The sequence below is a fragment of the Candidatus Polarisedimenticolia bacterium genome (assembly GCA_035764505.1).
In the GTDB taxonomy this organism is placed as follows: Bacteria; Acidobacteriota; Polarisedimenticolia; order Gp22-AA2; family AA152; genus AA152.
The window spans coordinates 1-26,236 of record DASTZC010000019.1 but is presented as its reverse complement, the minus strand read 5'-3'; the positions used below and the strand labels follow the sequence as shown (position 1 = coordinate 26,236).

Below are 26,236 nucleotides of genomic sequence, written 5' to 3'. Positions count from 1 at the left end.
GCTCAGGAACCAGGCGATGTCCGATCATGCTGGCCCGGTAGGATCGTAAAGCTCCCGCGCGCGGCGTTCGCGACCATGGTTCCAAGAGGCGCTTAGACCACACTCTTCGGGTCCTGGGTGCGTTCGAGTGAGCTGCGATCCCATTCCGCCAAATCTGCTGCGGCGCTATACGTCGTTTCCAGGAATTCGAGCAGCATGTCATCCGGCGTTTCCGACTGCCGGACGGCGTCGTATGGAAGGATGAACTCCCGAAGATCCTTGCTGTAAAACGCCTCCCGAGGCTGCACGGGAGATGCCGCAAACCCGGCCGGCTCGGGATAGGCATAGGAATAGAACGCGGCATGGGGAATCGGACCGCCGCCGGGCCAGAACCCGCAACTGCTGACCTCCTCCGAGTAAGCCTCCTGCGTCACCGGGTCCGGAAGGTTCGGAATTCCGCCGGGATGCTTCGGGGCCCAACGTCCGGAGAACCGCGTTACGGCCAGATCGGGACCGCCCCAGAAAAAGTGCACAGGGCTGCATTTTCCGATGAACCGCCCACGAAACGCTTTGAAGACGCGGTCCGTCTGCACGAGGATGCGAAAGAAGCGGTTGGCGTACTCGCGGTCGTACGCTCGGTGAGTTTCGTCCTGATCGAAATGGATCGGGTCGGCAACCTCGTTGGGCTTCTGGTTGATTCTCACGTGCATATCGAGGTTGTCCATCTCCGCCATCAGGCGCTTGTAGAAGGTCGCGACCGACTGCGATTCGAGCGCAAGACCGCCGGTGAGGCCGTCGCTCGTCAGGACCGTGAGCTGATGGCCGATGAAATCGAAATCGATCTGGAACGTGCGGCTCCCGTGTGGAACGGGCGATGTGGTCAGGCCTCTGGCTGTCACGTAGAAAGTGCAGTGCCAGCCATGATTCATCCAGGGACTTTGCGCGAGGCGGATCTTCCCGACGATCTGGGTCCACATGTGTAACGTGGCGTAGGTGTCGCTCCAGGCCTCGAGTGGGAGAGGCGGCCATGCTGTGGACGAAGCGGTCATGAGCTCTCCTGTATACGGTTAGACCACCTTGAGCGCGATCTTTCCGCGCGTGTGGCCGGTTTGTATGAGCTCCTGGGCGCGGCGCGCTTCGGACAAGGGCAGAACGGTATCCACCACGGCTTTCAATTCCCCCGAGTCGACCAGCTTGGTGATGGCGTTCAAGGACTCGGCCTTCATTTCATTGACCATGAAAACAGCCCGCACGCCATGTTTCTCCGCTTCCTCCGGGGCTGGAGGCTGCGCGATGGAAACCAGGATGCCGCCTCGCTTCAGGGTCTTCCAGGAGCGCGACTGCGTTGCACCGCCCTGGGTATCAAAGACCACGTCCACATCCCGGACCACGTCCTCGAAACGAACCGACTCATAATCAATGGCTTCATCGGCGCCTAATTCCTTTAGGTAGCTTTGATTGCGCTTCGACGCCGTGCCGATGACACGGGCGCCCTTGGCATGCGCAAGCTGCACGGCGAATCCACCCACGCCGCCGGTGGCTCCGTGGATCAGAACCTTCTGGCCGGGACGCAATCCGCCCGCTTCGAACAAGGCCTTCCAGGCCGCCAAGCTCGCCGAAGCAATTGCAGCCGCATGGATATGGTCTACCGTCTTCGGCTTGGCGGCCACCAAGGTCTCCTTCACGGCGATATATTCGGCATAAGCGCCCAAGCTATACCCATAAACTTCATCGCCGGTCTTCCAGCGCGTGACGCCCTCGCCGAGGGCTTCGATCACTCCGGAGAAGTCGAACCCCAAGGTGATCGGCAAGCGCGCGTCCTTCCCGAAATACCCGTTGCGGAACTTCCAATCCGCGGGATTGACTGCGCTGGCATGGATTCGGATCAGGACCTCGCCCGCGTCGGCAACCGGACGTGGAGCGTCTTCGTACTGCAACACTTCCGGGCCGCCGAAGGCATGGATGCGCACGGCTTTCATTGTGGTCTTGGTATCATCTCGTTGGTTCATATTCTCTCCTTGATTGGGTGAGGTGGTCCACCGATCCAATGGGTCGAGTCCCGCCTCAGATCCCTTTCAGCGGTGCATGGAGCGTGCTTCCCGGCCACACGGGATTCCATTCAAGTCCTGCCTCGGATGCCTGTCAAGGCATTTCCCCGTGACAGATAAAGGAGCCAGTCTCATGGTGTCCCGAGCGGTTTGCGACCACGGGCCCATGCGGACACTGCCGCGCCGCTGCTAATATTGGGGCTTGGCGAGCGCGGGATCGTCCCGGCGCGCCCGGAAGCCATTGCTGCATGGCGCGCTGGCGTCTCGGATCGTTGGGTTTCGGCTGGCTGATAGGCGTGTCGGTGGCCGCCATCGTGGCTATCAACCTGGCCGGTTTTGGCGGGATTGCCCTGGCCCGGCGCGGAGCGCTCGAGGAGGCCGGTAGAGTCCTGACGCTCGAGACCGCCGCGCAGGCGCGCAGCCTGGAGAGCCGGCTCGCCTCCTCGCGGGCCGACCTGACCTACCTCACGGGTTCCCCCATCTTCTTCGGGCTCGAAACCGCGCTGCGCTCGGCCGACCCGACGCAGGCGCGCTGGCGGCGGCTGGAGGCGGAAGGCTCTCTGCTGCTGTTCCTGCGCGCCCATCCCGAGGTGGCGCGGGTGCAGGCGCATGCCCAGTCGGGCAGCGTCCTGATGGTGGCGGCGCGCCGCGGCGGCATCCCGGTGCTGTGGATGGCACCGGACGCCGAGGCGGGAAAGGTGGTGAAGCCGCGCGAGGTGGACGTCCCGCAGCAGCCGCTGACGGCCGATTTCGCGTTCCGCACGGGCGACCGCACGGTGAGCGGTACGGTGTCGCTGCAGGCGACGCTGGACCCGGCGCGACTGCTTTCGGAGGACGCGGGCGCGAGCGGGTCGACCCGCGATTGCCGGATCTCGGATGCGTCAGGAAAGATGCTGGCGCGTGAAGGCGGACCGGCGCCGGGCGCGGCGTCGACCACCGGCGACGATCTGGTGGCCCGCGCTCCGGTGCAGGCCGAAGCTTGGCAGCGCGATGGTGCGTGGGAGCTGACCTGTCGGCGTAGCCCGGCCGAGATCCTGGCGCGTGTCGAGCCGCTGGCGGGACGCTACCGGACGACGCTCCTGTTGAACGCTTTAGTGATGAGCCTGGCGCTTCTGCTGGGGATGTTCGCCATCCAGCAGACGCGACGCCGGGCGCGCCTGGAAGCGATCGCCGAAGAGGAGACGCGGGTGCGCGAGCTGGAGCGTCAGCTCTTCCATGCCGAGCGGCTCAGCACGGTGGGGCGGCTCGCTGCAGGGATCGCGCATGAGATCAATAATCCTCTGGAAGGAATGTCGAACTACCTGAGCCTGGCACGCGCCGACCTCGGGAAATCGGACGTCGCCTCCGCACACAAGCGACTGGACGGCGTAGCCGAGGGATTGAAGAGGGCCGAGGAGATCGTCCGCCGGGTCCTGGCGCATGCCGACCCATCGGTGGCCCCGCAGACGCCGGTGGAGCTGGGCGAAATTCTGCGGCAGTCGGCCGGCTTCGTGCGGGAGCGGCCGGAGTTCGGAGGCGTGAAGTTCGACCTCGACCTGCCGCAGGAACCCCTGGTCGTGAAGGGCAACGCCGCCATGCTGGGCCAGGTCTTCCTCAATTTACTGCTGAACGCCTGCGAGGCGCAGCCGGGCGGCGGGGAGGTGCGGGTGAAGGCGCGCGGCGGCGCGGCCGAGACGACGGTGGAAATCGCCGACCGCGGCCCCGGCGTGCCGTCTTCTTCGGCGGGGAAGATCTTCGAGCCTTTCTTCTCCACCAAGAACTCGTCGGGTCTGGGGCTGTCGATCTGTTACGCCATCGCTCGGCGGCACGACGCAGAGCTGAAGGTGGAGTCGCGCCCGGGGGGAGGGGCGCTGTTCAAGATGATCTTCAAGACGGGAGCCACGGCAAATGCCTGAGACTCAATCCTCGCGGGGGACGGTGCTGATCGTGGAGGACGAGGCCTACGTGCGCACCTCGCTCTCCGAGCTTCTGGAGTCGCGCGGATTCGAGGTGATGGCGGCGACCTCGGCGGCCGATGCACAGGACCGGTTGAGCCGCGGTCCAGTTGATGTCGTCCTGACCGATCTGAAGATGCCCGGCGTGGACGGGTTGGAGCTGGTGCGTCGCCTGCATACGGCCTTTCCCGATCTGCCGGTCCTTGTCCTCACGGGACACGGGACGATCTCCTCGGCCGTGGAGTGCATCAAGGCGGGGGCGACCGACTACATTCTCAAGCCGGCCGACCCCGACGCATTGGAGCTGGCGTTGGCGCGGGCGCTGGAGCGCCGGGCGCTGCAGCGCGAGGTGACCTACCTGCGCGCCCGGGGAAGCGGGCGCGGCGCCGAGGAGCGCGACCCACTGGGACAGTCGACACGCTGGCTGAAGGTCCTGGAGGCGGCGCGCGCGGCGGCGCCGACCGACTCGACGGTGCTGCTGACGGGAGAATCGGGCACCGGCAAGGAGCTGGTGGCGCGGCTGATTCACCGCCTGAGCGGGCGCGCGCTCAAGCCCTACGTGCGGGTGAACTGCGCCGCCGTACCCCTGGATCTCTGGGAGAGCGAGTTCTTCGGGCACCGGCGCGGGTCATACACCGGTGCGGTCGCCGACCGCGAGGGTTGGTTCCGCCTGGCTCACGGCGGCTCGCTGTTCATGGATGAGATCGGGGCGATGCCGGCACCGGCCCAGGCCAAGATCCTGCGGGTGCTCCAGGACGGCGAGTTCCACCGCATCGGCGAGGAGCAGCCGACGCGGGTCGACGTGCGAGTCATCGCGGCGACCAATGCCGATCTGGTGGAGGAGGTGCGTACCGGCAAGTTCCGCCAGGACCTTTTCTACCGGCTCAACGTGGTGCGGATCGAGCTGCCAGCCCTGCGCGAACGCACCGAGGACGTGCCGATCCTGGCGGCGGCATTCCTCCGGGAGATTGCGGCACGGCTCGGGCGCCAGGCTCCCGTCCTGACGGACCGGGCGCTGAATGAGCTGAAGAGCTACTCCTGGCCCGGGAACGTGCGCGAGCTGCGCAATGTCCTGGAGCGGACGTTGATACTGGACCCACGGGAGCGCATCGAGGCTCTCGAGCTGGCGCCGACGGCAGCGGCGGTCCCCGGTGAGCCGGCGGTCGAGGAGACCAATCTGCGTGCCGCGCTGGCGCGGCGCGAAAAGGAAGTCGTGATCGAGGCGCTGCGGCGGTCGGGGGGCGTTCGCAAGGAAGCGGCGCGCCTGCTGGGGATCGACCAGCGCAACCTGGGCTATTACCTGCACAAGCACGACGTCGACCCGGACCATCTTCCCGAATGAGAAGCGGCGAGACGCTGCCGCTGCATCGCGGCAATTTCAGGAGATCTTCTCCGACAGGCGCCCACCCGCGGCGATCTCTCCGGGTCGTGCCGGTCATCTCGATTCTGCTCCTGGTGGGCGGATGCACCGCTCCCGGCAATCCCGGCGCCGCCGCCAAGTCTCCACCACACCCGCTTCCCGCCCGGAAGATCACCTACACCGACATCACGAAGCCATCCGGCATTGGCTTCGTCCACAACACCGGCGCCTTCGGAAAAAAGTATCTTCCCGAGACGATGGGCTCGGGATTGGTTTTCTTCGATTACGACGGCGACGGCCGCGAGGATCTCTTCTTCGTCAATGGGGCCGACTGGCCGGGACACCATAAAGCGGCGGCGCGCTCGGCTTTGTATCGCAACAAGGGCGACGGCACCTTCGAAGATGTGACACTGGCGGCGGGGCTGAGCGCGGAGAGCTACGGGATTGGCGCCGCCGCGGCCGACTATGACGGCGACGGTCACGTCGACCTCTTCGTGAACGCACTCGGTGCCGATCATCTCTACCGCAATCTGGGAAATGGGAAGTTCGAGGACGCTACCGCGAAGGCCGGCGTCTCGGATCCGGCCTTCGGCTCCAGCGCCACCTGGCTCGACTATGACGGCGACGGCCGGCTCGACCTGTTCGTCTGCAACTACGTCCAGTGGAGCGAGAGCGGCGACATCTTCTGCACGCTCGACGGGGTGAACAAGTCGTACTGCACCCCCGAGTCGTATCGCGGCGCCTCCAACCGGCTGTTCCGCAACCGCGGCGACGGCACCTTCGAAGACGCGTCTCGGCGTGCCGGCATCTGGAACCCGTCCGGGAAATCACTCGGTGTGGCGGCGCTCGATTACGACGGCGACGGCTGGACCGATCTGGCCGTGGCCAACGACACGCAACCCAACTTCCTGTATCGCAACCGGCGCAATGGCACCTTCGAAGAGGTCGGCGTACAGGCGGGGATCGGCTTCGGCGAGGATGGCCGCGCGCGCGGCGCTATGGGAATCGATGCCGCCGACTACGACGGCTCGGGACGCGAGAGCCTTGTGATCGGGAACTTTTCCAACGAGATGGTGTCGCTCTACCGCAACCTGGGCAACGGTGTCTTCCTGGACGAGGCGCCGGCCGCCGGCGTCGGCACCCCCAGCCTGCTGACCCTCGCCTTCGGCTGCTTCTTCTTCGACTACGACCTCGACTCGCACCTCGACCTATTCGTGGCCAACGGCCACGTCGAGAGCGACATCGAGAGGATCCAGCCGACGGTGACCTATGCGCAGCCGCCACACCTGTTTCGCGGCGTGGGGAACGGGAAGTTCGAGGAAATGACCCGCTCGCTGGGCGAGTCGTTCGCCACCCCGCGTGTGGCGCGCGGAGCCGCTTACGCCGACATCGACGGCGACGGCGATCTCGACATCGCCGTCTCGGTCAACGGCGGACCGGCCATCCTGTGGCGCAACGACGGAGGCAGCGATCCTGGAATGGACTGGATTCGGATCAGGCTGAAGGCACCCGCGCCCAACGTCGACGCCATCGGCGCCAAGGTCGTCGTGCGCCGTGGCAATCTCACGCAGACGCGCTGGGTGCGCTCGGCAGCCTCCTATGCTTCGCAGAGCGAGACGATGCTGACTTTCGGCCTGGGCGCTCCGGGCGGCAATACTCCGATCGACGTCGAGGTGATCTGGCCCGGCGGCGCCGTCCAACGCTTCCCCAACCTCGCGCCCCGCAAGCTCCACCTGCTCGAAAAAGCCGTCGAATGAAAAGGCGGGACTGGTCCGACCTCAGGCCCGGATCAGTGCTCCGATAATCAGGAACCCCCATAGGAGCTTGCAGATGAGGAAGTCGTCCAGGGGAATCGCGTCACAAATCTCTTCCAGCGTCCGCGGCTCCTCGCAGTAGCGCAGAATCCCCCGCTCGCCGGGGAAAAGCCTGGCCATGTCAGCCAGACTGCTCGCCTCTTTGGTCGCCCGGTATTCGGTGTTCAATCCGCCCACGACCTCCTGCACCCTTGCCCAGGACTCGATCCGCCGCATGCCTTCCACGATCATTTCGAGACCATGGGATCGCAAGGTGATGTTCTCGGCACCCGGGGCGACTCCAGGTTCGAACTCACAGGTTCCGTCGGTCCACTGAAACACCCCGCACACGATGTCCGTGACCTGCTCGCGTATGGCAATGATGAGATCCTCCCGAGTGAGCTGGCCGCGCTCGACCAGCACCTCGCCCAGACGCCGCTGTGTGCGCAGCGCCACGTCGAGCCCCTTGAGGAGCTGGGGCAGCGGGACCCTGCTGCGCCGCAGAAGACTGCGAATGAGGCGATCGTCGCGGTCGGTGGACGCGGCGAAAACCAGCGAGCCGCCCTGCAAGTACAGGCTCTTTTGGATTCCCATGCGACGCAGCAGCAGTCTGCCGCTCGTGGCCTGCCGATGGATGTCGAAGAGAAGCTCGGGAATGGTCCGGGAATGAATTTCAATGGGGCGGGGGTCGCTCATGGCGGGATCCTCCTGCGCGATGGCTGGAATGGCAGCACCACTCCGCCGGCGCCGGGATCAAACGTGTACCCGGACTACCGGCAGCGAGGCTCCCCCGAGCTTGTTGAAATCTACGATTTGAGAACCTCTCCGTCAAGACCGGCAGGCAACGTGGTACACTCCGGCGCATCCCCCGGAGGTTTCCCTTGCTTCTGCCTGGCCGGCCGGGCTCACGGGCGGCGATCCTCTTCGCAACTGTCTTCACGCTTTCGACTCCCGCGGCCTCCTCGGCCGACCCAGGCACGGCCATCGTGATCGGCCCCGGACCCAGGACAATGTCGGGCGAGGAGAAGGCGCTGGTCGCCGACCCGGCCGCCGCGGCGCAGCACGGCATCATCCTGGTGGATGAAACCGTGCGGGATGAAGAGAGCGGCTCGACCGAGATCCTCCGGCACGTCCGGGCGAAGATTCTCGACGACGGAGCATTCTCCCTGGCCGACGTCGAAATCCCCTTCGCGCGCGACAACGGAGTTCTAAAGGAATGGTGGGGTTTCACCATCGCGCCGGACGGCACGGCGCTCGAGGTGAAGCAGGCGGATCTCGAGACGCAGGAAATCCCGGGATTTGACCGTGGGCGTGTCATCTTCCGGCGGATGAGGCTTCCCGGCGTTGTCCCGGGGTGCGTCATCGACTACGGCTTCCACTTCCAGCTGTCCGGGATCCATGCCTGGCCGCGAGTCGATCTCCAGCAGGAATACCCGGTCCTGCAATTCCGCTATCGCTGGGTCCCCACTCCGAGCGATGTCGCTGCGTTCAGGCTGTTCCACAACGAAGGACTGCGCATTCAGACCGTCAAGGACATGCACTCGGTCCTGGTGACCGCAAGCGGCCTCCCCCCGGCGCACGAAGAGCCGAACATGCCTCCGGTGCTGGAATCGCACGCTTCCGTACTCTTCTATTATCGGGAGAATGCCACGAGGCCGGCGAAGTACTGGGACCATGAAGCCGGTCGTCTGCTCCGGCGGGTCAAGGATTTCACGCCGAAGAAGGAAACTCTGAAGGTCATCGCCTCCCTGGACCTTCCCGCCCGGGTTGGGCTGGATGGGCTCCAGATGGCTGCCTATCATCGGGCGGCCGCGACCTACCGCAATACCACACCGTTCACCAGCGACGAGGCGGACCCGCTGCAAAGCGACGTCGGCAGAAGCTCGCGGACCGTCCTGGACCTGCTGGAGACGAAGGAAGCCCCCGCCTGGGAGCTGGACCTGCTCTACCTGGGCATCGCCAAGGCGCTGGGCGCCGAGGCTGGCCTGGTCCTGGCCACCGATCGCAGGGATCACTACTTCGATCCCCAGCTGCTCAGCATGAGACAGTTCACCTCCACCGTAGTCGCGGTGAAGGGGCCCGGGGAGCCTGACGACCACTTCGTCTTCGTCGATCTCGGCTCCGGCCTCCCTTTCGGACAGATTCCCTGGTGGCTCAGCGGCGGGAGCGCCTTCATGGTGTCGGAATCCGGCCATCGCACCATCATGATCCCGCCCTCCGAAGCGTCGAAGAACCTGCTGCAGACGAGGGGGACCGTCGGGTTCGATTTACCGCAGCGCGACCGGGACCCGAGGCGCATCATGAGCTGGAGCACTACCGGGATGGGCCAGGAGGCACTCTGGGAGCGCGAGCAGCTGCGGATGATGACCCCTCAGGAGCGCGGGACAGCGCTGGCAAAGATGTGTGGCTCCGAAGATCTCAACGTCCGCGGCAGCGTTGACCCGAATCTCCAGGACCTGTCGCAAGGGTTCTTCATCCAATGTGGTGGTTCGCAGCCCATTTCCACCGACGTGGAAGCGACGCCTACCACGACTCTCTACAGAATCCCACTCCGGGGTCCTTATCTGAGACAGGTGCCTCGCTTCACGGCGGCGGAGCGTTCGTTGCCGGTCGTCTTTCCGTACCGGCGGATCGAATCGCTGATTCTCGAGGTCCGCTCTCCTGAAGGATTCGTGCCGGCCGGCACCACGCCTCCGCAACAGTTCGAATCGCCCTTCGGAAGCTACGCCTTGTTCGTCAAATCCACCCCGGACGGGTATCACATCGAGCGGGTCTTTTCTCTCACCGCACTCGAGGTCCCGCCGGCGGAATATGCTGAGTTGAACGCCTTTTTCGACGCGGTCGCGGCCGCCGACGAAACCTTCTTGCTATCCTTCCTGCGGGCGAGCGGACCGTAGACGCGCACGGCGAACGCTGAATCCAGCTGCCGTTCCAGGCTACACTGCGCGCATCGCGGGGCTCGGGCCCCGATCCACCAAGAACACGAGGGAGCTGCCGAATGAAGACAGGATGGCGGTGGTCGATGATGGGAGTGCTCCTGGCGGTTCTGGCGACTCCGGCTCTGGCCGGTGGTAACGCCAACTTCATCCTGGGAACCCGCGGGCTGGACAAGGACTTCTGGGAGCCGGTGAACGGGCAATTCGCGACCGGAGTGACGGTCGACTTCGGCAAGCAGGCGTGGCCGATCCACCTCGAGACCGGAATTCAGGTTTCGATCGGCTACGAGGAGGACTTCCTGAACGCCGACATCGCCGGAGCGGTGTCCGAAATCAGCTTCGGGGTGAACAAGACCTGGGAGAAGGGAGTGATGCGCCCCTTCATCGGGGGCGGGCTGGCGGCCGTGGGGGCCAGCTACAGCATCGATGGCCCCGGTCCCACCATCGACGATGACGACGGCTCCGGGGGCATCTACTTCCACGGCGGCATCTACTGGCGCCTGAAATCGCGCTTCAACATCGGCATCGACGGCCGCTTTCTCGCCGGGACCGACGTCACCCTCTTCGGCGAGGAAGGAGACGCCGACTACGTTCAGCTCGGCATGATCCTCGGGTGGGGCTGGGGAGCCTCGCAAACGCCCTGAAGACGGGGGTTCCCCGATCCAGTCGCACCGATTGTCGCCGAATCCCCTTTCCCGGGATATAGTTACGCAAGCCTGAGTGCGCACCCCTCTCAGCATTCTGTGCTAGACTCCGGCAAGCCGCCGGACTCAAAAGCCGCGAGGTGCGTATGAGAGCCCTGCTGGTCAATCCCGCCTTCCCCGATTCGTACTGGAGCGGCCGCTACGCTCTCTCCTTCGCGAGGCGCCGCAGCATCCTTCCACCCCTTGGTCTGATCACCGTCGCCGCATTGCTGCCGAAGAGCTGGGAGCTGCGCCTTGTCGATCTGGACGCCCAGCCGCTGCACGACGAGGATCTGAAATGGGCCGATGTGGTCATGCTCACCGGGATGCTGGTGCAGCGCCCGTCGCTGCACGAGGTGCTCAAGCGCTGCCGCAAGCTGGGCGTGCGCACGGTGGTGGGCGGGCCCTACGCCACGGCCGTCCCGGACGAATTGCAGGACGCCGATCATGTGTTCGTCGGCGAAGGGGAGGAGATGGTGCCAACCCTGGCCGCTGACCTGGAGGCGGGCCGGGCGAAGCCACGGTACCAGGAGACGGGCAAGCCCGACATGATGAGCTCTCCCCTGCCGCGCTACGACCTGCTCAAGCCCGGCGCCTACCACCAGATGTCGCTGCAGTACTCGCGCGGGTGCCCGTTCAGCTGCGAGTTCTGCGACATTATCGTGATGTACGGGCGCAAGCCGCGGACCAAGAGTCCAGCGCAGGTGATCGCCGAGCTGGAGGCGATTCGCCAGACCGGTTTCGCCGGCGACGTCTTCTTCGTGGACGACAACTTCATCGGCAACAAGAAGCTGGTGAAGGAGCTGCTGCCCGAGGTCGCCGCCTGGCGGGATCGCACCCGGCCTCCTCTGGAGTTCTACACCGAGGCCTCGGTCAACCTGGCCGATGATCTGCCGTTGGTCGACATGATGACCCGGGCCGGCTTCACCGCCGTGTTCATGGGAATCGAAACTCCCTCCCCCGAAGCGCTCAAGGAGACGCACAAGCTCCAGAACCTGAGGCGCGACCTGGTGGAGCAGGTCCATTCGCTGCTGGACCGCGGACTGGACGTCTGGGCCGGCTTCATCCTGGGCTTCGACAACGACGGCCCCGACAGCTTCGACCAGATGATCCAGTTCATCCAGAACGCCGCCATCCCCTACGCCATGGTGGGCGTCCTGAGCGCGCTGCCGCACACGCCGCTGTACGAAAGGCTGGAAAAGGAAGGGAGGCTGCGGCCGGAACTGGTCGGGGATCAGTTCGGCCTGACCAATGTGGTGACGCGCATGCCGGTGGGGCAGATGCTCTCAGGCTATCGCCGCGTTCTCGAGACGGTCTATCACCCGGAGATCTACTTCCAGCGCTGCCGCGAGAACCTGATGCGCTGGAAGCCTGCCATCGGATCCGTGCGTCCGCTTGGGCGCCGGGATCTGCTGTCGGGGATTCGCGCTCTATGGGGACAGGGATTCACCGGGCGATACCGTGGTGCCTACTGGCGCTATATCCAGTGGGTCATGCGCAACTGCCCCGAGAAGCTCGGCCGCGCCGTTGCCCAGGCGGCCGCGGGGCATCACTACATCAGCTACACGCGCAACGTGGTGGTGCCGGCCCTCTCCCGCTTCACCCCGGACACCCAGGAGCACCAGCTGGCACTGCTGGCCAGCTGAGCGAGGCGCGCCTCCGCTCCCACCTCTGCGTCGGGCTGCATCATCAGGGGATGCCCAGGAATTCGCAGGCATTGCCGATCCCGTCGAAGTCGGCGTCGATCTGGAGGCCGCTTCGACCTCATACATCCTGCCCTGCGACCCACCCGTAGCGAACTGCACCAGATCGCCAGGCACCAGGTGCGACACATCTGTGGAGGTGGACAGCTTCCAGAGCTCGCCGCCGCTGCAGGCGGGTGAACCATAGGTCCGGGTGCACCGTCGAACACCGGAGTGGCGGAACTCTACGCCCGTGCCTCTACGATTCGGGAAAAAAGATTGGATTTCCGGTGAAACCATTGAGAACGGCATATTTGACGACGCCCGCCGCGCGCGCTAGTCTCTGCCGCATTACCCAGGACCTCGACGGAGACTCCATGACTCGAAGAGCACTTCCCGTGTCCCTCGTGACGGCTGGTGCGGTCTGCATCGCCATCCTGGCGGCCGCCGCCCCGGTCGCCTCTCGATTGTGGGCCAAGTCATCCACTACCGGTGATACGCCCTCGGCCACGGAGCTCGCCCACGATTTTCAGCGCGGCGTGGACACGCTCGCTTCGGACGCGATGGAGGGGAGAGGGCTGGAGACTCAAGGAATCCGCAAGGCGGCCGACTGGATCGAGGCCGAGCTGCGCAAGGGAGGCCTCAAGCCGGCCTTTGGAGATTCCTACCGCCAGCCCTTCAAGGTGAAGGTGGGCGTCAAGCTGGCGGGAAACAACCGGCTGGAGGGAATGGCGCGGGAGGCCTGGACGCCGCTCGGCTTCTCGAGCCCGGGCGCTTTCTCGGGCGAGCTGGCCTTCGTGGGTTACGGTATCGAGGCGCCATCCATCGGCTATCGCGAGATGGAGGGGATGGATCTCAAGGGGAAGGTCGTCCTCATGCTGCGCTACGAGCCGCAGGAGAAGGATGATGCTTCGCCCTTCGACGGCAAGAAGCCCAGCCGCTTTTCCGGAATGCGCTACAAGGTGCTGCAGGCACGCGAGCGCGGCGCCGCGGCCGTGATCTTCACCACGGGCCCTCTGCAGGACGAGGAGAAGGACAAGGTGCCCGCGCTTGCCAATGACGGGCCCGAAAGCCCGGCGGGCCTGCCGGTCCTGCAGGTCAGGACGTCGGTGGCACAGAACTGGCTGCGCGGGGCCGGAATCGACCTGGCGAAGTTCCAGAAGGACGTGGATAGCGATCTGACGCCCCGATCCCGGGAGAAGATCGGGGTCACCGTCAGCGGCGAGATCGGGTTGACGGCCGTCTATGCCGACGCCTGGAACCTGGGGGGAATGATGCCGGGGCGCGGCGCCCTGGCGGGCGAGACGGTGGTCGTTGGGGCGCACTACGACCATCTCGGCTACGGCGGGCAAGGATCGATGCGGCCCAACGAGCACGCCATCCACAACGGCGCCGACGACAACGCCTCCGGCACCGTCGCGGCAATCCAGATCGCGCGGCTGCTGCAAGGGGAGCTGAAGGAATCGCAGAGCCGTCGGGCGCTGATGGTGGTTCTCTTTTCCGGCGAGGAGGTTGGCCTTGCCGGATCCTCCCAATTCGTGCAGAAGCCCCCGATCAATCTCGCCGGGATCGCGGCGATGATCAACCTGGACATGGTGGGCCGTCTGAGGGACGGCGCGCTCGTGGCGCTCGGGGCAGAGACCGCTCCCGAGTGGCGCGCCATCCTGGAGGAAGCCTCGACCGAGGTCCCGGGGTTGAAGGTGAGCAGCAGCGGCGACGGCTACGGCCCATCCGACCAGACCAGCTTCTACGCGTCCGGGATCCCGGTGATCCATCTCTTCACCGGATCGCACCAGGAGTATCACACGCCCGAGGACGATCCCAAGACAACCAACTCCCAGGGAGCCGCGGTGGTGGAGCGCTTCGCAGCCGCGGTCCTGGAGCGTGTCATGGAGGCACCCGCCCGGCTGACCTATGTGCGCACCAGCGCGGGGCCGGCGATGGCCGGCGACAGCCGCGGGTATGGCGCCTACCTGGGGACGATCCCCGACTATCGGGCGATGGAATCGGCATCGGGCGGCGTCCTCCTGTCGGACGTCCGCAAGGGAGGCCCGGCGGACCTTGCGGGAATCCGCGGCAGCGACCGGATCGTCGAGATGGCCGGGACGCGCATCGAGAACCTCTACGACATGACGTACGCGCTGCAGGACCACAAGCCGGGAGAAACGGTCGATGTTGCCGTCATGCGTCAGGATCGCCGGCTCGTGCTGCATGCCACGCTCGGAGATCGCGCGACGCTCTCGAAGGAACCCCCCTCTCCTTCGCCGAGCGTCGCTTCGCAGCCAGCGACGCCGGGTGCGCCTTCCGCGGCGTCTCCCGCGAAGACCGATCCGGCCGCCGTCGGTGCAGCTCCGGCGCCGCCCGAGCGCAAGGGTGTCGATCCCTACTACAAGGAGCGCCCCGGAAAAGACTTCGCCATCGGCGCCGGCAAGCCGTTCAACAAGCCGATCGCCCGAGAGACCCACTTCAAGGAGATCCGCCAGCTCACCTTCGGCGGAGAGAACGCGGAAGGCTACTTCAGCCCCGACGGCAAGCGCCTGATCTTCCAGGCGACCGTCCCGGGCGCCGAATGCGATCAGGAATACCTCCTCGACCTGGCGACGGGCAACGTGAAGCGCGTCTCCAGCGGCAAGGGGCGCACGACCTGCGGCTACTTCGACTACCCCGAAGCCGACCGCATCGTCTACGCAACTACCGAAGGCGCGGGGCCGGCCTGCCCGCCGAGGCCCGATTTCTCGAAGGGCTACGTCTGGGCGCTGTACGACAGCTTCGACATCGTCGAGGCGCTGCCGGACGGAACGGAAACGCGCCGGCTCACGACGACGCCGGGCTACGATGCCGAGATGACCTGGTGCCCGCGTGGCGGCAAGATGGTCTTCACCTCCGTGCGCGACGGCGACCTCGATCTCTACCTGATGGACGAGGAAGGAACGGTACGCCGCCTCACGAACCAGACCGGCTATGACGGCGGCGCCTTTTTCAGTCCCGATTGCTCCGAGATTGTCTGGCGCGCCAGCCGCCCCGAGGGGGAGGAGCTGACGGAGTACCAGTCGCTGCTCTCGAAGGGGCTGATTCGACCGCACTCGCTCGAGATCTACCGCATGAAGGCGGATGGTACGGGAATCCACCGCCTCACGTCGAACGGCGCGGCCAACTTCTGTCCCACCTTCACGGCGGACGGCAGCCGCATCCTGTACGCTTCGAACGCCGGAAGCGATGACGGGCGCGAGTTCGAGCTCTACCTGATGGGAAGAGATGGAGGGGAGCCGGAGCAGATCACCTTCAGCCCCGGCTTCGATGGCTTTCCACACTTCAGTCCGGACGGGAGCTGGATCGTCTGGGCTTCTAACCGCGCCGACCCCAACTCCCACCAGACCAACTTATTCATTGCGCGTTGGGTGGAATAAGGGCACCCGTTGACGCGCGGCGCTTTTTTGCCGTCGCGTCCAATGCCGGGCCGACTGAGCCGTCCAGGCTATCTGCTTCCCAGAGAGGCGGCCGTTGACGCGCGGCCGCTTTTGCCGTCGCGTCAACGGTGCCCCTGCCGGGTCTCAGATAACGCTCAGTCGGCCGGCACGCAGAGGACGGGGCAGGGTGCGGCGCGCAGCACTTTTTCCGCAGTGCTGCCGAATAGAGCCCGCTCCAAATCCGCCGAGCGCCCGGCCGTGCCCAGGACGATGAGGTTGACGGCATTCTCCCTGCCGCTCCTCAAGATCTCCTGGAACGGGCGCCCCCATGCAATACGGACCTGGCAAGGGGCGTCGCCATTCCTGCCCCGCGCTTCCGCCACCACCTCCTCGACCCTTTGCCGCCGCTCCTTTTCCAGCCTCTCCTGCAGGACCTCCTCGGAGACGCCGGCCAAAGGAGCGGTCTCTCTCAATCCCTCTCCGTCGATGACGTGGAGGATGAGGAGGTGGGCCTCACGCTCCCGAGCAAGGGACAGGGCCTGGTCCAGCGCCTTGCGGCTCGCATCCGAGAAATCGACGCCGGCCAGAATCGAGGGCCGATCACTGTTTCCTTCGTGCTTCCCAGTCCCTTTGCGTCGCATGGAATCCTCTCAACAGAGATCACGCTTCACAGGTTACCTGCCGATCACGCGGCGGCCGTTGACGCGCGGCCGATACATAGCCGTCGCGTCCAAGGGTGCCCCATGACAACCTCAACCAATCTTAACGTCGACCGAGCGCGGCTTCGCGTCCTCGCTCTTGGGGAGATGGACCTTCAGCAGCCCGTCCTTGAACTCCGCGGTGATCTTCACGGTGTTCGCGTCAATCGGCAGCTCGAAGGTGCGGTTGAAGCAGCCGAAAGCCCGCTCCACCCGATGGAACTTCTTCCCCTTCTCCTCCTTCTCGAACTTCCTCTCGCCCGTCAACGCCAGGACCCCGTCCTGAACAGTGACTTTCAGATCTTCCTTGCGGATCTCGGGGAGCTCCGCCTTGATCAGATACTCCTTCTCGTCCTCGACGATGTCCACCGGCGGCATCCACTCCGTCGCGCCGAGGAACTCCTCCTTGCCGTTCTCCTTCTTGAGCGGCAGGCGGTTGAACAGCGTCGCGAAGCGCGTCTGCATATCCCTCATCTCCTTGAAGGGATCCAGCGGCGGTGTCATGCGGAACGGATCGTACTGAGTGAGTCCAAGCATGGTGCGATCTCCTTTCCGGAAAGTGCTGCAGCCTCGGGTCCCGGCCGGTGATTGGCCTGCCCGCCCTGAGTGTCCGTCTCCTCGTTCAGCAAGAGGAGTGCCAGAGCGTCGAGTCGGCGAGACGCGAGGACGGGTTTACGCGGTCAATCGTGGAATCTTCGAGGCGGATTCGACTTGCGGCCGGGGCGCGGATACGCGCGGGGAGTGCGGAATCGTCCGGCAGGGTAAGTCATGCGGTGGTAACGCGTCAATCCTTGCGCTTGCGGAGTGCGTGGACGAAAGTTTTTTCCACTCTCGCATGGGCCTGCGACGCGACGGAAGGGAGGAAGATGCTCGACTGTCGGAAACCGGGCGCCTCGCGGAACGAACGATCAAATACCTCGGGAATCATCCGTTCCGCGCATCGCTTCCGGCGAAGGGCCGCGGGCCGCTCCCGGTTCCCGGCAGTCGCGCGCTGCTTAGCGGGTGGACTGGCTCTCGCTGACGTCGCTCGCGCTCATCTTGCCGCGCTTCTCACGGCTGCGCTGCTCATCGGAGAGGCCGCTGGAGCGTCCCGTCTCCCGCGAGCTCGAGCTTCCGGCGCCGACTTTCACCTCGATGGAGCGCGGCTTGGCCTGCTCGCTCTTGGGGAGATGCACCTGCAAGAGGCCGTCGGTGAACTCGGCCGTGACTTCCTCGGGGTCGGCGTCCGTAGGCACCACGAAGGTCCGGTTGAAGGACCCGAAGGCGCGCTCTACCCGATGGAAGCGACGCCCTTTCTCCTCCGTCTCGAACCTCCTCTCCCCCGAAATGCTCAAGACCCCATCCTGAACGGTGACTCTGACGTCTTCCTTGCGGATCTCGGGAAGATCCGCCTTGATCAAGTATTCCCTTTCGTCCTCGACGATATCCACCGGGGGCGTCCACTGAGCGGTCGCCACCGACTCTTCTTCGCTGTCGCCGCGCATCGGGACGCGGTGGAACAGGCTGGTAAAGCGGTTCTGCATGTCGCGCAGCTCCCTGTCGAACCGAGACATGGAACGCCGGAATGGATCGTACGGAGTGAGTGAGCTCATGAGGGTGGACCTCCTTCTTGTGGTTCGGGACCGATGCGGTGGTCCGGGGGTTTGTATGAGGGACTCGAACCCACCATAAAGGGGAACCTCATACTGAACAATACGGTAATTCCCGCAATCGGCTCGCGCCTTCCCCCTACGGTCGGAGCGCGCGCGCCGTCCGTCACCGAAACTCCACGAACCGGACGTGCCGGCGTCACCGACGCGGCGCAGAATGCCCCGCGCTCCTCAATCATCGCTCCGCCATCCGCTCGAGGCCCTCCATGAATCTCTCGCGCTCCCGCTCCCGTCCCGCCATGGCCGCCTACATCTCCGAAATCCGGCGCTTCCCCCTGCTCTCCGTGGAAGCGGAGCAGTCGGTGGCGATGCGCTACCGCGATGCCGAATCGCTGGAGGATCTGCACACCCTCGTGCAGTCGAACCTGAAGTTCGTGATCCGGATCGCGAGCCAGTATCGCGGCGGGCTTCTCTCGATGGAGGACCTGGTGGCGGAAGGGAACCTGGGGCTGCTGCGCGCCGCGCGGCGCTACGATCCGCGGCGTGGCAACCGCTTTCTCTCCTGCGCCATCTGGTGGATCCGCAAGGCAATCCTGGATGCGCTGGAGAACCGTGCGGCGCTCATCCGCCTCCCGCGCCATCGCACCGACCAGATCCAGCGGGCGCGCCGGGTACGAGGCGAGCTTTCTGGCAGGCTGGGGCGGCGTCCGGACCGCGAGGAGATCGGCCGCGAGCTGGGAGTGCCGCCCGGCGAGGTGGCGGCGCTGGAAACGTCGTCGCCCCGGCACCTGTCGCTGGATTCGCCCACCGGAGCGGAGTCGCGAACCCTGGCGGACATCCTTCCCGACCCGAAATCCGAGCTTCCGGATGAGGTCCTGTTTCGCAGGGAGGAGCGCGAACGAGTGCGCCGGGCGCTGAGCCGCCTCGGGAGCCGCGAGTTTCGAATCCTGTCGCGCCGCTTCGGGTTGGATGGACGGGGCGGGATGACGTTGCAGGAAATGGGAGACGAGCTGGGAGTCTCGCGCGAGGCGGTGCGCCAGCTGGAATCGCGCGCTCGCTCGAAGCTGCTGCGCTTCCTGGCGCAGGAAGCTGCCTGCCGCGAAACCGAGGCGCGCGTCAGACGGGCTGTGACTCGGCGAACTCCTTGAATCGCCGCATCACCTTTTCGGTCTGGGAGCGGATCGCGCTGCCCATCGCCAGGGCCATCAGCTTCATGGCGCCGACACCTTGGAAGTCGGTGTCCGCGATCCAGCGGGTCTTCCCGCCGCTTTCCACGAAGCGGTTGGTGATCCGGCTCACCCCCATCTTCGTCTCGTAGACGCCTGAAAGCTCGTGCGGGAGATTGCGCGCGGTCACTGTCTCCAGCATCTCCAGCTCTCCGGCTGGTGTCCGGAAGGTGAGGCGCGATTGGGCGTCAACCTGCCCCGGCACGCCCGACACCGGCTCGAAGCGGATCAAATCGGGCATCCACTTCATCAAGTTATCGGGATTGTCGAACAGCTCCACCACGCGCTGCCGCGGCCGGTCGATCTCCAGCTCAAAGGTGTACTTCACGCTCGCTCCTCAAGCCCCTGCGCCCTAATGGCGTCTACCCCATCTCCGAATGACACTTTTGCTGAGCCTCTCGCAGCGAGAGCACTTTTGGGTCGATTCCACTACAAAACGCACGCCCTATCTCCACCGGGAGCTTCTGAAGTGCCTTCACGGTTTTTCGCCGGTCCAGATTGAGAAGGCCATCGTACGCAGGCCAGGCTATCTCGCCGATCTCGCCATCGGTCATATAAAACAGGTAGATGAATCCCTTGTGGAACTTCCCGTGCTTATGGACAAGCTCCGCGGCCGTGCCGAACATTTCGTATACAACTTCGATAATACCTGGATCCGGCTCAGCAAGTGGTGACTCAAGGCAGGTCGCATGAAACCCTCCACGGGGTGCTTCACGCGAATTTGAAATAATTGTGCTGGTGTTCGCGCGTTTATTGGCTTCGAGATATGTCGGTCTTTCACGGGCGCCAGCCAGAGCGTTCGTCTACAGCTATTGCCAGGTTTGTCGCTGCCGTTCGCCCTCGCGCCAAGGGGCCAAACGACCTCTTTGTGTTGGCGAGGCGCTGCGGCGGCGCAAAAAGCTGCTTGTGTTTTCCTCTTCCGAAGAGGCTTTTTCGGCCGCATGGACTTCCGCCGAAGCCGTTTTTCACCACAAGAAATCCTTGCGCCTTTTAGAGGAGCGTCCTGGATCGTCATGTCGCCTAGACATTCCTGAATGGAAAACTCCGCTCCCCAACCGTCTGTTGCCCGAGCCGAAGCGTTTTGGAGGACATGCTTTGTGAGGCCACATATCGCGAAGCGCATGAACGCCCGTACACCAGCGCAATTACCTCAAAATCACGCGAGGGACACCAGGGGGGGCCGGTGTCACAATTCGCGGGAACTGAAGGCTCAGTTCAGGGAGGCGAGCTTCTCGACGAGCTCGACGAGGCGCATGGCGTAGCCCCACTCGTTGTCGTACCAGGCGATCACCTTGACCATGTCCTCCTGCGGCACCTGCGTCAGGAGACTGTCATAGATCGACGAGTGCGGATTGCCGATGACGTCGGCGGAGACGATCGGATCCTGGGTGAATTGCAGGATGCCGCGCATCGGCCCCGCGGCGGCCTGCTTCATCGCCGCGTGGATCTCCTCCACTGCGGGGCGCTTCTCGGTGATGACCGTGAGGTCCACGACCGACCCGGACGGGACCGGGACGCGGAAGGCGAGCCCCTCGAGCTTTCCCTGCAGCTCCGGAATCACCAGCCCCAGCGCCTTGGCCGCCCCCGTGGAAGTGGGCACGATGCTCACGGGAGCCATGCGCCCGCGTCGTGGATCCTTGTGGGGATAGTCGAACAGCCGCTGGTCATTGGTATACGCATGAACCGTGGTCAGGAAGCCCTCACGGATGCCGTACAGATCCTGCAGCACGCGGGCCACCGGCGCAGCGCAATTGGTCGTGCACGACGAGTTCGACACCAGCCGGTCGGTCGGCTTGAGGGTCTTGTCGTTGACTCCCATGACAATGGTGGCGTCCAGCGGGTCCTTGGCCGGCACCGTCAGGACTACCTTCTTCGCTCCCGCCCCCAGGTGCCGCTCCAGCTCCCCTTTGCGCCGGAAGATCCCGGTGGCCTCGACCACGATGTCGGCGCCCACCTCCCCCCACGGAAAAGGAAACGGGTCGCCTTCGCGCTTGTCGGTGACCTGCCGCGTCTGGATGCGGTCCTCATCGACGATCAGATCGGTGCCTTCGGTCTGCACGCGCCCCGGATAGGGTCCATGAATCGAGTCGTACTTCAGCAGCAGCGCCATCTGTTTCGTGTCGGCCAGGTCGTTGATCGCCACGAAGTTGAACATCTTGCCGGCGCTCTTCGCCGCCCTGAGGAACAGCCTGCCGATTCGCCCGAAACCGTTGATTCCCACGCGGACCGTCATGACCTCTCCTTCTCCAGCCCGGGTTCGGGCGCCGCCTTTGGCGCCGATCCCGAGACGCTCGTGGATCGATACTGCTTGAGCTTATACTGGATCGTGCGCGCGCTGAGCCTCAAGATTGCGGCGGCACGCGAGGTCGACCCTCCCACCGACTCCAGGGTCCTCAGGATGGCTTCCCGCTCGATCTCCTCCATGGTGCGGCCCGAAGGAGGGATGGCCCGCTCCTCCGGTTTTCTCTCGGCCGGACGCGGCAGCCCCGGGAACAAGGCCAGGTCGAGAATTCCCCGGCGGTCCAGGATCACGGCGCGCTCCAGCGCGTGCTCCAGCTCGCGCACATTGCCGGGCCAGGAATAGCCGATCAGCGCGGCGAGCGTCTCGTCGGGGACCTCGGGCACCGGCTTGCCGTTGCGCGACGCGTACTGCTTCACGAAGAAATCGGCCAGCAGCGGGATGTCGTGGGAACGGGCCCGCAGCGGCGGCAGGCCGACCTCGATCACGTTGAGCCGGTAGTAGAGATCGTCGCGGAACTTTCCCTCCTTGATCAGCACGCCCAGGTCGCGGTGGGTGGCCGCCAGCACTCGCACGTCGACCGTCAGGGTCTGGTTGCCCCCGAGGCGCTCGAACTGACGCTCCTGCAGGAAGCGCAGGAGCTTCACCTGCATCCCCAGCGGAATGTCCCCCACCTCGTCCAGGAACACGGTCCCGCGGGCGGCGATCTCGAAGCGACCGGCGCGACGCGCCAGCGCCCCGGTGAAAGCGCCCCGCTCGTGGCCGAACAGCTCGCTCTCCAGCAGCGTCTCCGGCAGCGCGGCGCAGGAGACCTTGACGAAGGGAGCGTCGCGGCGCGGCGAGCGCTGGTGGATCGCCTGCGCGATCAGCTCCTTTCCGGTGCCGCTCTCGCCGGTGATCAGGACCGAGGCCTGGGTGGGCGCCACCTGCTCCACCATGCGGAAGACTTCCACCATCTCCGGGCTGCGGCCGATGATGTTCTCGAAGCGGTACTTCTCGTCCAGCCGCTCGCGCAGGAGCCGCGTCTCCGCCTGCAGCCGGCGGCGCTTGAGGATCTGATCCAGCAGCAGCTCGACCTCCTCCACGTCGACCGGCTTGGTGAGATAGTCCTCGGCGCCCTGGCGCAGCGCCTGCACGGCGCTGCGGATGGTCCCGTGCGCCGTCATGATGACCACCGCCACCTCGGGATAGGCCTGGCGCACGCGCGCCAGCAGCTCCTGCCCGTCCATCCCCGGCATACGCAGGTCGGTCAGCAGCACGTCGGGCTGCTCGTTGGCCACCTTCAGCAGCGCCTCTTCCCCGTCCGCCGCCAGCGCCACCTGGAAGCCGTCCTCGGTGAGGATCTGTCCGAGCGAGGTCCGCGCGGCGGCCTCGTCGTCCGCTATCACCAACCGCCCCCGTCCTCCCGCCTGGTCTTCGCCTTCCTGGATCATGTCTCCTCCCGCGTCCCAAGCACGACCGAGAAGACGGTGCCCCCGCCCACCCGGCTTCGGTATGCCAGCTTGCCGCCGTGCGCCTCGACGATCTGCCGGGCAATCGGCAGGCCGAGCCCTGTCCCGCCCTTCTTAGTGGTCACGAAGAAATCGAAGACATTGCGCCCCGGCGGAATGCCCGGGCCGGTGTCGGCCACTTCGATACTCAGGTTGCCGTCGCGCATCGAAGTCGTCACCATGAGGCGGCCTCCTTGCGCCATCGCCTCCACCGCGTTGCGAAGAAGGTTGACGAGGACCTGCTTGATCTTCTCCCGATCCAGGCGGAACGGAGCAAAGGGACCCTCGTACTCGGAGCTCACCTGCACCCCCGCCTGCTCGGCCACCGGCGCCATCAGCTCCAGAACCTCCTGGACGATCTCGTCGGGCCGGCTGGCGGCCATGGAAACCCGGTCGAGGCTCGACAGCGACAGGAACTCTCCCACCAGGTCGTCCAGCCGCGCGATCTCCTTGCGCGCCGCTTCGATGTAACTCCACATCTGCTCTTTCTGCGCCGCATCCAGCTTTTCCAGGCGCCGTGCAAGCAGGACGAGCTGCAGGTTGATCGAGTTGAGCGGGTTGCGCACCTCGTGTGCCAGCCCGGCGGCAAGCGTTCCCACCGCGGCCAGCCGCTCGGCGCGCATCATCCCGTCCTGGGCCGAGCGCATCCGCTCGAGCGCCTCCTGCACTTCTTTAATCTTGCGCATCTCCGAGCGCGTCGAGCGGGCCTTGTCCACCGCCAGGCAGATCTGCCCGCCGACGGTCTCCAGGAACTTCAGCTCCTGCTCCGAGAAGGCGGCGCCGGCGCGACCGGCGATGTTCAGGACGCCCTCGATGCCGCGCTCGAACTTGAGCGGAATGCAGGCGTGGCTGGTGCAGCTCCGATCGGGGAGCAGATCGGGGAGGCGCGGGCACTCGAGCGTGTTGCGCGCCACACGCAGCTTGCCGGTGGTGAAGACGTCCTGGCACATGCAGGGTCCGATGCCGACCTCGCGCGCCTGGCGCACGAAGCGCTCCTGGATCCCCCGGCAGGCGGCCAGCTCCAGCGTGCCGCGGCGCGACTCCCCCCAGAAGATCCATCCGGCCTCCAGACCCATCTTGCGCAGCAGGAGCTGCAGCGCCGCGTCCAGAATCTCCTGGTCGGTCGACTTGGCCTGGATCCGATCTCCCAGCTCGCGCAGTGTCTCCAGCTCGACGTTGCGTCGCGCCAGCAGCTCTCCCTGCAGGCGGCTCTCGTCCATCTTCTTCGAAGCGTCCAATGCGGAGGCCAGGGCCCTGACGAGCGCCGTGATGAAGGGAGCCGCGCGCGGATCCCAACCCTGCAGGCGCAGCAGGATCGTCCCGATGGCACTGCCTCGCCCCGGAAGCGCCAGCGCCAGGCGGCACTCCCCCCCCGACTCGCCGACCTCGAGAGCTTCGGGCGCCGGCTTTCGCCACGGTAGGAGCGGCGCCGCCTCACCCGCCGAGGCAGCCAGCCACGGCTCGCCGCCGTTGCCGGACTGAAGCAGGATCGCCCCTCCGGTGGCGCCGAGACCTTTCATGGCGATACGCAGCCCTTGATCGCAGACTTCCTCTTCCCCCGCCGTCGGGGGCAGGGACGCGACCAGGTCTCCCAGGAGAGCCAGCCCCTCCGAGGGATCGAAGCGACGAGAAGAGCGGGGCACCTAGGCGGCTCTCCTGCGGCTGCGGACCACCTCCACGCTGCACGGGGCGTGCGTCACCAGTGCATGGCTGACGCTGCCGAGGAAAAGGCGCTCGATCCGGCTCCTGCCGTGCGAGCCGACGACCACGAGATCGGCGTCCCAGGCCTGGATTGCCTCCAACAGCGCGCTCTTGGGATGGCCTTCCTTGATCTCGTAGCTGGTCTCCAGGTCCTCGCGTGTCTTGAACTTCGCCAGCGCCTTCTGGATCCCTGCGTAGGCCTCCTCGCGCAGGGAAGTCTCGACGCCGACGATCATCGGCCCGTAGAACTCGAAGCTGGCGGGCGCTGCGGCGAGGGGCGTCTCCAGGACGGTGACCAGGCGGACCTTCGTTCCCTTGGGCCAGGGCCTTGTCACCACGTCGTCGATCGCCATGTCGGCGTCCGGAGAGCCGTCGTAGGCAATCAGGATTCTCATGGGACCTCCTTCACGGTAGAAATTTCGCCGGCTTCCGGAGCCCGCGAGAGTTTGGCGCAATCCATTCGCTTCGTCCTTGCCGTATCCTCCCTTGATCATGAGCGAGTCCTCCCTCCCGCCACCTCCTCATGCAAGGAAGCTGCCGCGCCGTCCAACAAGGGCAGGTAGGTCTCCTCTTCCTGCGCGAAATGCAGGCGCAGGATGGCGTCGAGGCCGTAAAGAATGCGCCGCAGCTCCGCCAGGTCCTCGGGAGCCGGGCCCTCTTCGGGGATCTCCTGCAGGAGGGTCCCCAGCATGCGGACGCGATGGGCGATTTCCAGGTGGGCACGGCTCATCGTCGCGGTCGGGTCTTCGCCGCCGATGATGCGCGCCACCACCGGGTAGGCGGTGGCGTCCTCCGCCTCCTCGTGCGGCAGCAGCTCGCGGGTGAGGAAATCGTAGACCTGCTGGAGCTCGGACCTGGCGGAGGCCGGCGGAAGGGTGCCAAGGCGATCCGCCACGCCGCGGATTCGCTTCACCTCCGGCAGCAGGGTGCGGTGCTCGGCGCGGAACCGGCGCGCCACCGCCACCGCTTCGGGTCGCTCCTGACGGCGCGCTTTCCCATCTCCCAGGGCCCGCAAGGCATTCAAGATTACCGCGGCGTCGATCCCTTCCTGCAGCAGCGCCCCGGCCACCGGCGGCAGCCATCCCGCCGCGGCGAAACCCATCGCGATCATCGACAACCCCATCCCGGCCAGGATGCTCTGCAGCGCGATGTCCCGGGTGCGGCGCGAAATCAGGACGCTCTCCTCGAGTCGGTCCAACCGATCCACCGTCAGCACGACATCGGCGGCTTCGGAGGAGGCGGTGGCGCCGCGCGCTCCCATGGCCACACCGACGTGCGCCGCCGCCAGCGCCGGGGCATCGTTGATGCCGTCTCCCACCATGACCGTCACTCCCTCGCGGCGGGCCGCGGCGACGCTTTGCGTCTTTTCCTCCGGCGTCCTCTCGGCGAAGACACGATCGACACCGAGGGCGACGCCCACCAGCTCCGCCACATCGGCATGATCCCCGGTCAGCAGCCAGATCTCGCGGAA

The 26,236-nt window shown here is 65.6% G+C and carries 20 protein-coding genes; 8 read left to right on the top strand and 12 right to left on the bottom strand.

Features of this window, described 5'->3' with window-relative positions; all coding sequences use genetic code 11:
* Positions 1 to 92: 92 nt before the first annotated feature.
* Positions 93 to 1,028, bottom strand: a complete 936-nt coding sequence (locus VFW45_01305; protein ID HEU5179403.1) for a DUF5996 family protein — start codon at positions 1,026 to 1,028, stop codon at positions 93 to 95.
* A gap of 18 nt (positions 1,029 to 1,046) precedes the next feature.
* Positions 1,047 to 1,988: an NADP-dependent oxidoreductase gene (locus tag VFW45_01300; protein ID HEU5179402.1), complete on the bottom strand. Its 942-nt coding sequence runs from the start codon at positions 1,986 to 1,988 to the stop codon at positions 1,047 to 1,049.
* 287 nt (positions 1,989 to 2,275) lie between these two features.
* On the opposite strand from VFW45_01300, the gene VFW45_01295 reads away from it, so the two are divergent.
* Genes VFW45_01295 through VFW45_01285 form a run of 3 tightly spaced genes read left to right on the top strand, consistent with a single transcriptional unit; the run spans position 2,276 to position 7,078 of the window.
* Positions 2,276 to 3,922, top strand: a complete 1,647-nt coding sequence (locus VFW45_01295; GenBank protein HEU5179401.1) for an ATP-binding protein — start codon at positions 2,276 to 2,278, stop codon at positions 3,920 to 3,922.
* Positions 3,915 to 5,303 carry a sigma-54 dependent transcriptional regulator gene (locus tag VFW45_01290; protein HEU5179400.1) on the top strand — a complete coding sequence of 463 codons (1,389 nt, stop codon included), beginning with the start codon at positions 3,915 to 3,917 and terminating at the stop codon, positions 5,301 to 5,303. Before VFW45_01295 ends, VFW45_01290 begins: the two co-directional genes overlap by 8 nt.
* Positions 5,300 to 7,078 (top strand): CRTAC1 family protein, encoded by a 1,779-nt coding sequence (locus VFW45_01285; protein ID HEU5179399.1) that lies wholly within the window; start codon positions 5,300 to 5,302, stop codon positions 7,076 to 7,078. The genes VFW45_01290 and VFW45_01285 overlap by 4 nt, the downstream gene beginning before the upstream one ends.
* Positions 7,079 to 7,099: 21 nt before the next feature.
* Here the strand turns inward: VFW45_01285 and VFW45_01280 are convergent, their stop codons facing one another.
* Positions 7,100 to 7,810, bottom strand: coding sequence for a DUF4388 domain-containing protein (locus VFW45_01280; protein ID HEU5179398.1), 711 nt, complete (start codon positions 7,808 to 7,810; stop codon positions 7,100 to 7,102).
* 185 nt (positions 7,811 to 7,995) lie between these two features.
* On the opposite strand from VFW45_01280, the gene VFW45_01275 reads away from it, so the two are divergent.
* The 4 genes from VFW45_01275 (at position 7,996) to VFW45_01260 (ending at position 15,822) form a co-directional block, all read left to right on the top strand.
* Positions 7,996 to 10,011, top strand: a complete 2,016-nt coding sequence (locus tag VFW45_01275) for a DUF3857 domain-containing protein (GenBank protein ID HEU5179397.1) — start codon at positions 7,996 to 7,998, stop codon at positions 10,009 to 10,011.
* Positions 10,012 to 10,112: 101 nt separating this feature from the next.
* A complete protein-coding gene (locus VFW45_01270) occupies positions 10,113 to 10,694 on the top strand; it encodes a hypothetical protein (protein ID HEU5179396.1) in 582 nt (193 codons plus the stop codon).
* A 146-nt stretch (positions 10,695 to 10,840) separates the two neighbouring features.
* Positions 10,841 to 12,379 carry a B12-binding domain-containing radical SAM protein gene (locus tag VFW45_01265; GenBank protein HEU5179395.1) on the top strand — a complete coding sequence of 513 codons (1,539 nt, stop codon included), beginning with the start codon at positions 10,841 to 10,843 and terminating at the stop codon, positions 12,377 to 12,379.
* Positions 12,380 to 12,792: 413 nt separating this feature from the next.
* Positions 12,793 to 15,822, top strand: a complete 3,030-nt coding sequence (locus VFW45_01260) for a M28 family peptidase (protein HEU5179394.1) — start codon at positions 12,793 to 12,795, stop codon at positions 15,820 to 15,822.
* A 155-nt stretch (positions 15,823 to 15,977) separates the two neighbouring features.
* On the opposite strand, the gene VFW45_01255 is transcribed toward VFW45_01260, so the two are convergent.
* The 3 genes from VFW45_01255 to VFW45_01245 form a co-directional block, all read right to left on the bottom strand.
* On the bottom strand, positions 15,978 to 16,463 hold the full coding sequence (locus VFW45_01255) for a universal stress protein (protein ID HEU5179393.1): 486 nt from the start codon (positions 16,461 to 16,463) through the stop codon (positions 15,978 to 15,980).
* Between the two features lie 111 nt (positions 16,464 to 16,574).
* Positions 16,575 to 17,057: an Hsp20/alpha crystallin family protein gene (locus VFW45_01250; GenBank protein ID HEU5179392.1), complete on the bottom strand. Its 483-nt coding sequence runs from the start codon at positions 17,055 to 17,057 to the stop codon at positions 16,575 to 16,577.
* A 458-nt stretch (positions 17,058 to 17,515) separates the two neighbouring features.
* On the bottom strand, positions 17,516 to 18,112 hold the full coding sequence (locus VFW45_01245) for an Hsp20/alpha crystallin family protein (protein HEU5179391.1): 597 nt from the start codon (positions 18,110 to 18,112) through the stop codon (positions 17,516 to 17,518).
* Positions 18,113 to 18,375: 263 nt separating this feature from the next.
* Here VFW45_01245 and VFW45_01240 point away from each other — a divergent pair, with 263 nt between their 5' ends.
* A complete protein-coding gene (locus VFW45_01240) occupies positions 18,376 to 19,257 on the top strand; it encodes an RNA polymerase sigma factor RpoD/SigA (GenBank protein ID HEU5179390.1) in 882 nt (293 codons plus the stop codon).
* Here VFW45_01240 and VFW45_01235 read toward each other — a convergent pair.
* The 6 genes from VFW45_01235 to VFW45_01210 all read right to left on the bottom strand — a co-directional run.
* A complete protein-coding gene (locus VFW45_01235; protein HEU5179389.1) occupies positions 19,226 to 19,663 on the bottom strand; it encodes an SRPBCC family protein in 438 nt (145 codons plus the stop codon). The genes VFW45_01240 and VFW45_01235 overlap by 32 nt on opposite strands.
* Before the next feature lie 882 nt (positions 19,664 to 20,545).
* Complete coding sequence (gap, locus tag VFW45_01230; GenBank protein ID HEU5179388.1) at positions 20,546 to 21,568, bottom strand: type I glyceraldehyde-3-phosphate dehydrogenase; 1,023 nt, start codon at positions 21,566 to 21,568, stop codon at positions 20,546 to 20,548.
* Entirely contained in the window at positions 21,565 to 23,007 is a 1,443-nt protein-coding gene (locus tag VFW45_01225) for a sigma-54 dependent transcriptional regulator (GenBank protein ID HEU5179387.1), read from the bottom strand. The genes gap and VFW45_01225 overlap by 4 nt, the downstream gene beginning before the upstream one ends.
* A complete protein-coding gene (locus VFW45_01220) occupies positions 23,004 to 24,707 on the bottom strand; it encodes an ATP-binding protein (protein HEU5179386.1) in 1,704 nt (567 codons plus the stop codon). Before VFW45_01220 ends, VFW45_01225 begins: the two co-directional genes overlap by 4 nt.
* Positions 24,708 to 25,160 carry a universal stress protein gene (locus tag VFW45_01215; protein HEU5179385.1) on the bottom strand — a complete coding sequence of 151 codons (453 nt, stop codon included), beginning with the start codon at positions 25,158 to 25,160 and terminating at the stop codon, positions 24,708 to 24,710.
* Positions 25,161 to 25,255: 95 nt separating this feature from the next.
* A partial coding sequence (locus VFW45_01210; GenBank protein HEU5179384.1) for a heavy metal translocating P-type ATPase occupies positions 25,256 to 26,236 on the bottom strand: 981 nt, incomplete at its 5' end.

Excerpts from the sequence above, each read along its gene's own strand:
- VFW45_01240 (HEU5179390.1), top strand. The coding sequence starts at position 18,376 with ATGAATCTCTCGCGCTCCCGCTCCCGTCCCGCCATGGCCGCCTACATC.
- VFW45_01290 (HEU5179400.1), top strand. The coding sequence starts at position 3,915 with ATGCCTGAGACTCAATCCTCGCGGGGGACGGTGCTGATCGTGGAGGAC.
- VFW45_01300 (HEU5179402.1), bottom strand. The coding sequence starts at position 1,988 with ATGAACCAACGAGATGATACCAAGACCACAATGAAAGCCGTGCGCATC.
- VFW45_01285 (HEU5179399.1), top strand. The coding sequence starts at position 5,300 with ATGAGAAGCGGCGAGACGCTGCCGCTGCATCGCGGCAATTTCAGGAGA.
- VFW45_01265 (HEU5179395.1), top strand. The coding sequence starts at position 10,841 with ATGAGAGCCCTGCTGGTCAATCCCGCCTTCCCCGATTCGTACTGGAGC.
- gap (HEU5179388.1), bottom strand. The coding sequence starts at position 21,568 with ATGACGGTCCGCGTGGGAATCAACGGTTTCGGGCGAATCGGCAGGCTG.
- VFW45_01245 (HEU5179391.1), bottom strand. The coding sequence starts at position 18,112 with ATGAGCTCACTCACTCCGTACGATCCATTCCGGCGTTCCATGTCTCGG.
- VFW45_01255 (HEU5179393.1), bottom strand. The coding sequence starts at position 16,463 with ATGCGACGCAAAGGGACTGGGAAGCACGAAGGAAACAGTGATCGGCCC.
- VFW45_01295 (HEU5179401.1), top strand. The coding sequence starts at position 2,276 with ATGGCGCGCTGGCGTCTCGGATCGTTGGGTTTCGGCTGGCTGATAGGC.
- VFW45_01280 (HEU5179398.1), bottom strand. The coding sequence starts at position 7,810 with ATGAGCGACCCCCGCCCCATTGAAATTCATTCCCGGACCATTCCCGAG.
- VFW45_01260 (HEU5179394.1), top strand. The coding sequence starts at position 12,793 with ATGACTCGAAGAGCACTTCCCGTGTCCCTCGTGACGGCTGGTGCGGTC.
- VFW45_01250 (HEU5179392.1), bottom strand. The coding sequence starts at position 17,057 with ATGCTTGGACTCACTCAGTACGATCCGTTCCGCATGACACCGCCGCTG.
- VFW45_01305 (HEU5179403.1), bottom strand. The coding sequence starts at position 1,028 with ATGACCGCTTCGTCCACAGCATGGCCGCCTCTCCCACTCGAGGCCTGG.
- VFW45_01225 (HEU5179387.1), bottom strand. The coding sequence starts at position 23,007 with ATGATCCAGGAAGGCGAAGACCAGGCGGGAGGACGGGGGCGGTTGGTG.
- VFW45_01215 (HEU5179385.1), bottom strand. The coding sequence starts at position 25,160 with ATGAGAATCCTGATTGCCTACGACGGCTCTCCGGACGCCGACATGGCG.
- VFW45_01270 (HEU5179396.1), top strand. The coding sequence starts at position 10,113 with ATGAAGACAGGATGGCGGTGGTCGATGATGGGAGTGCTCCTGGCGGTT.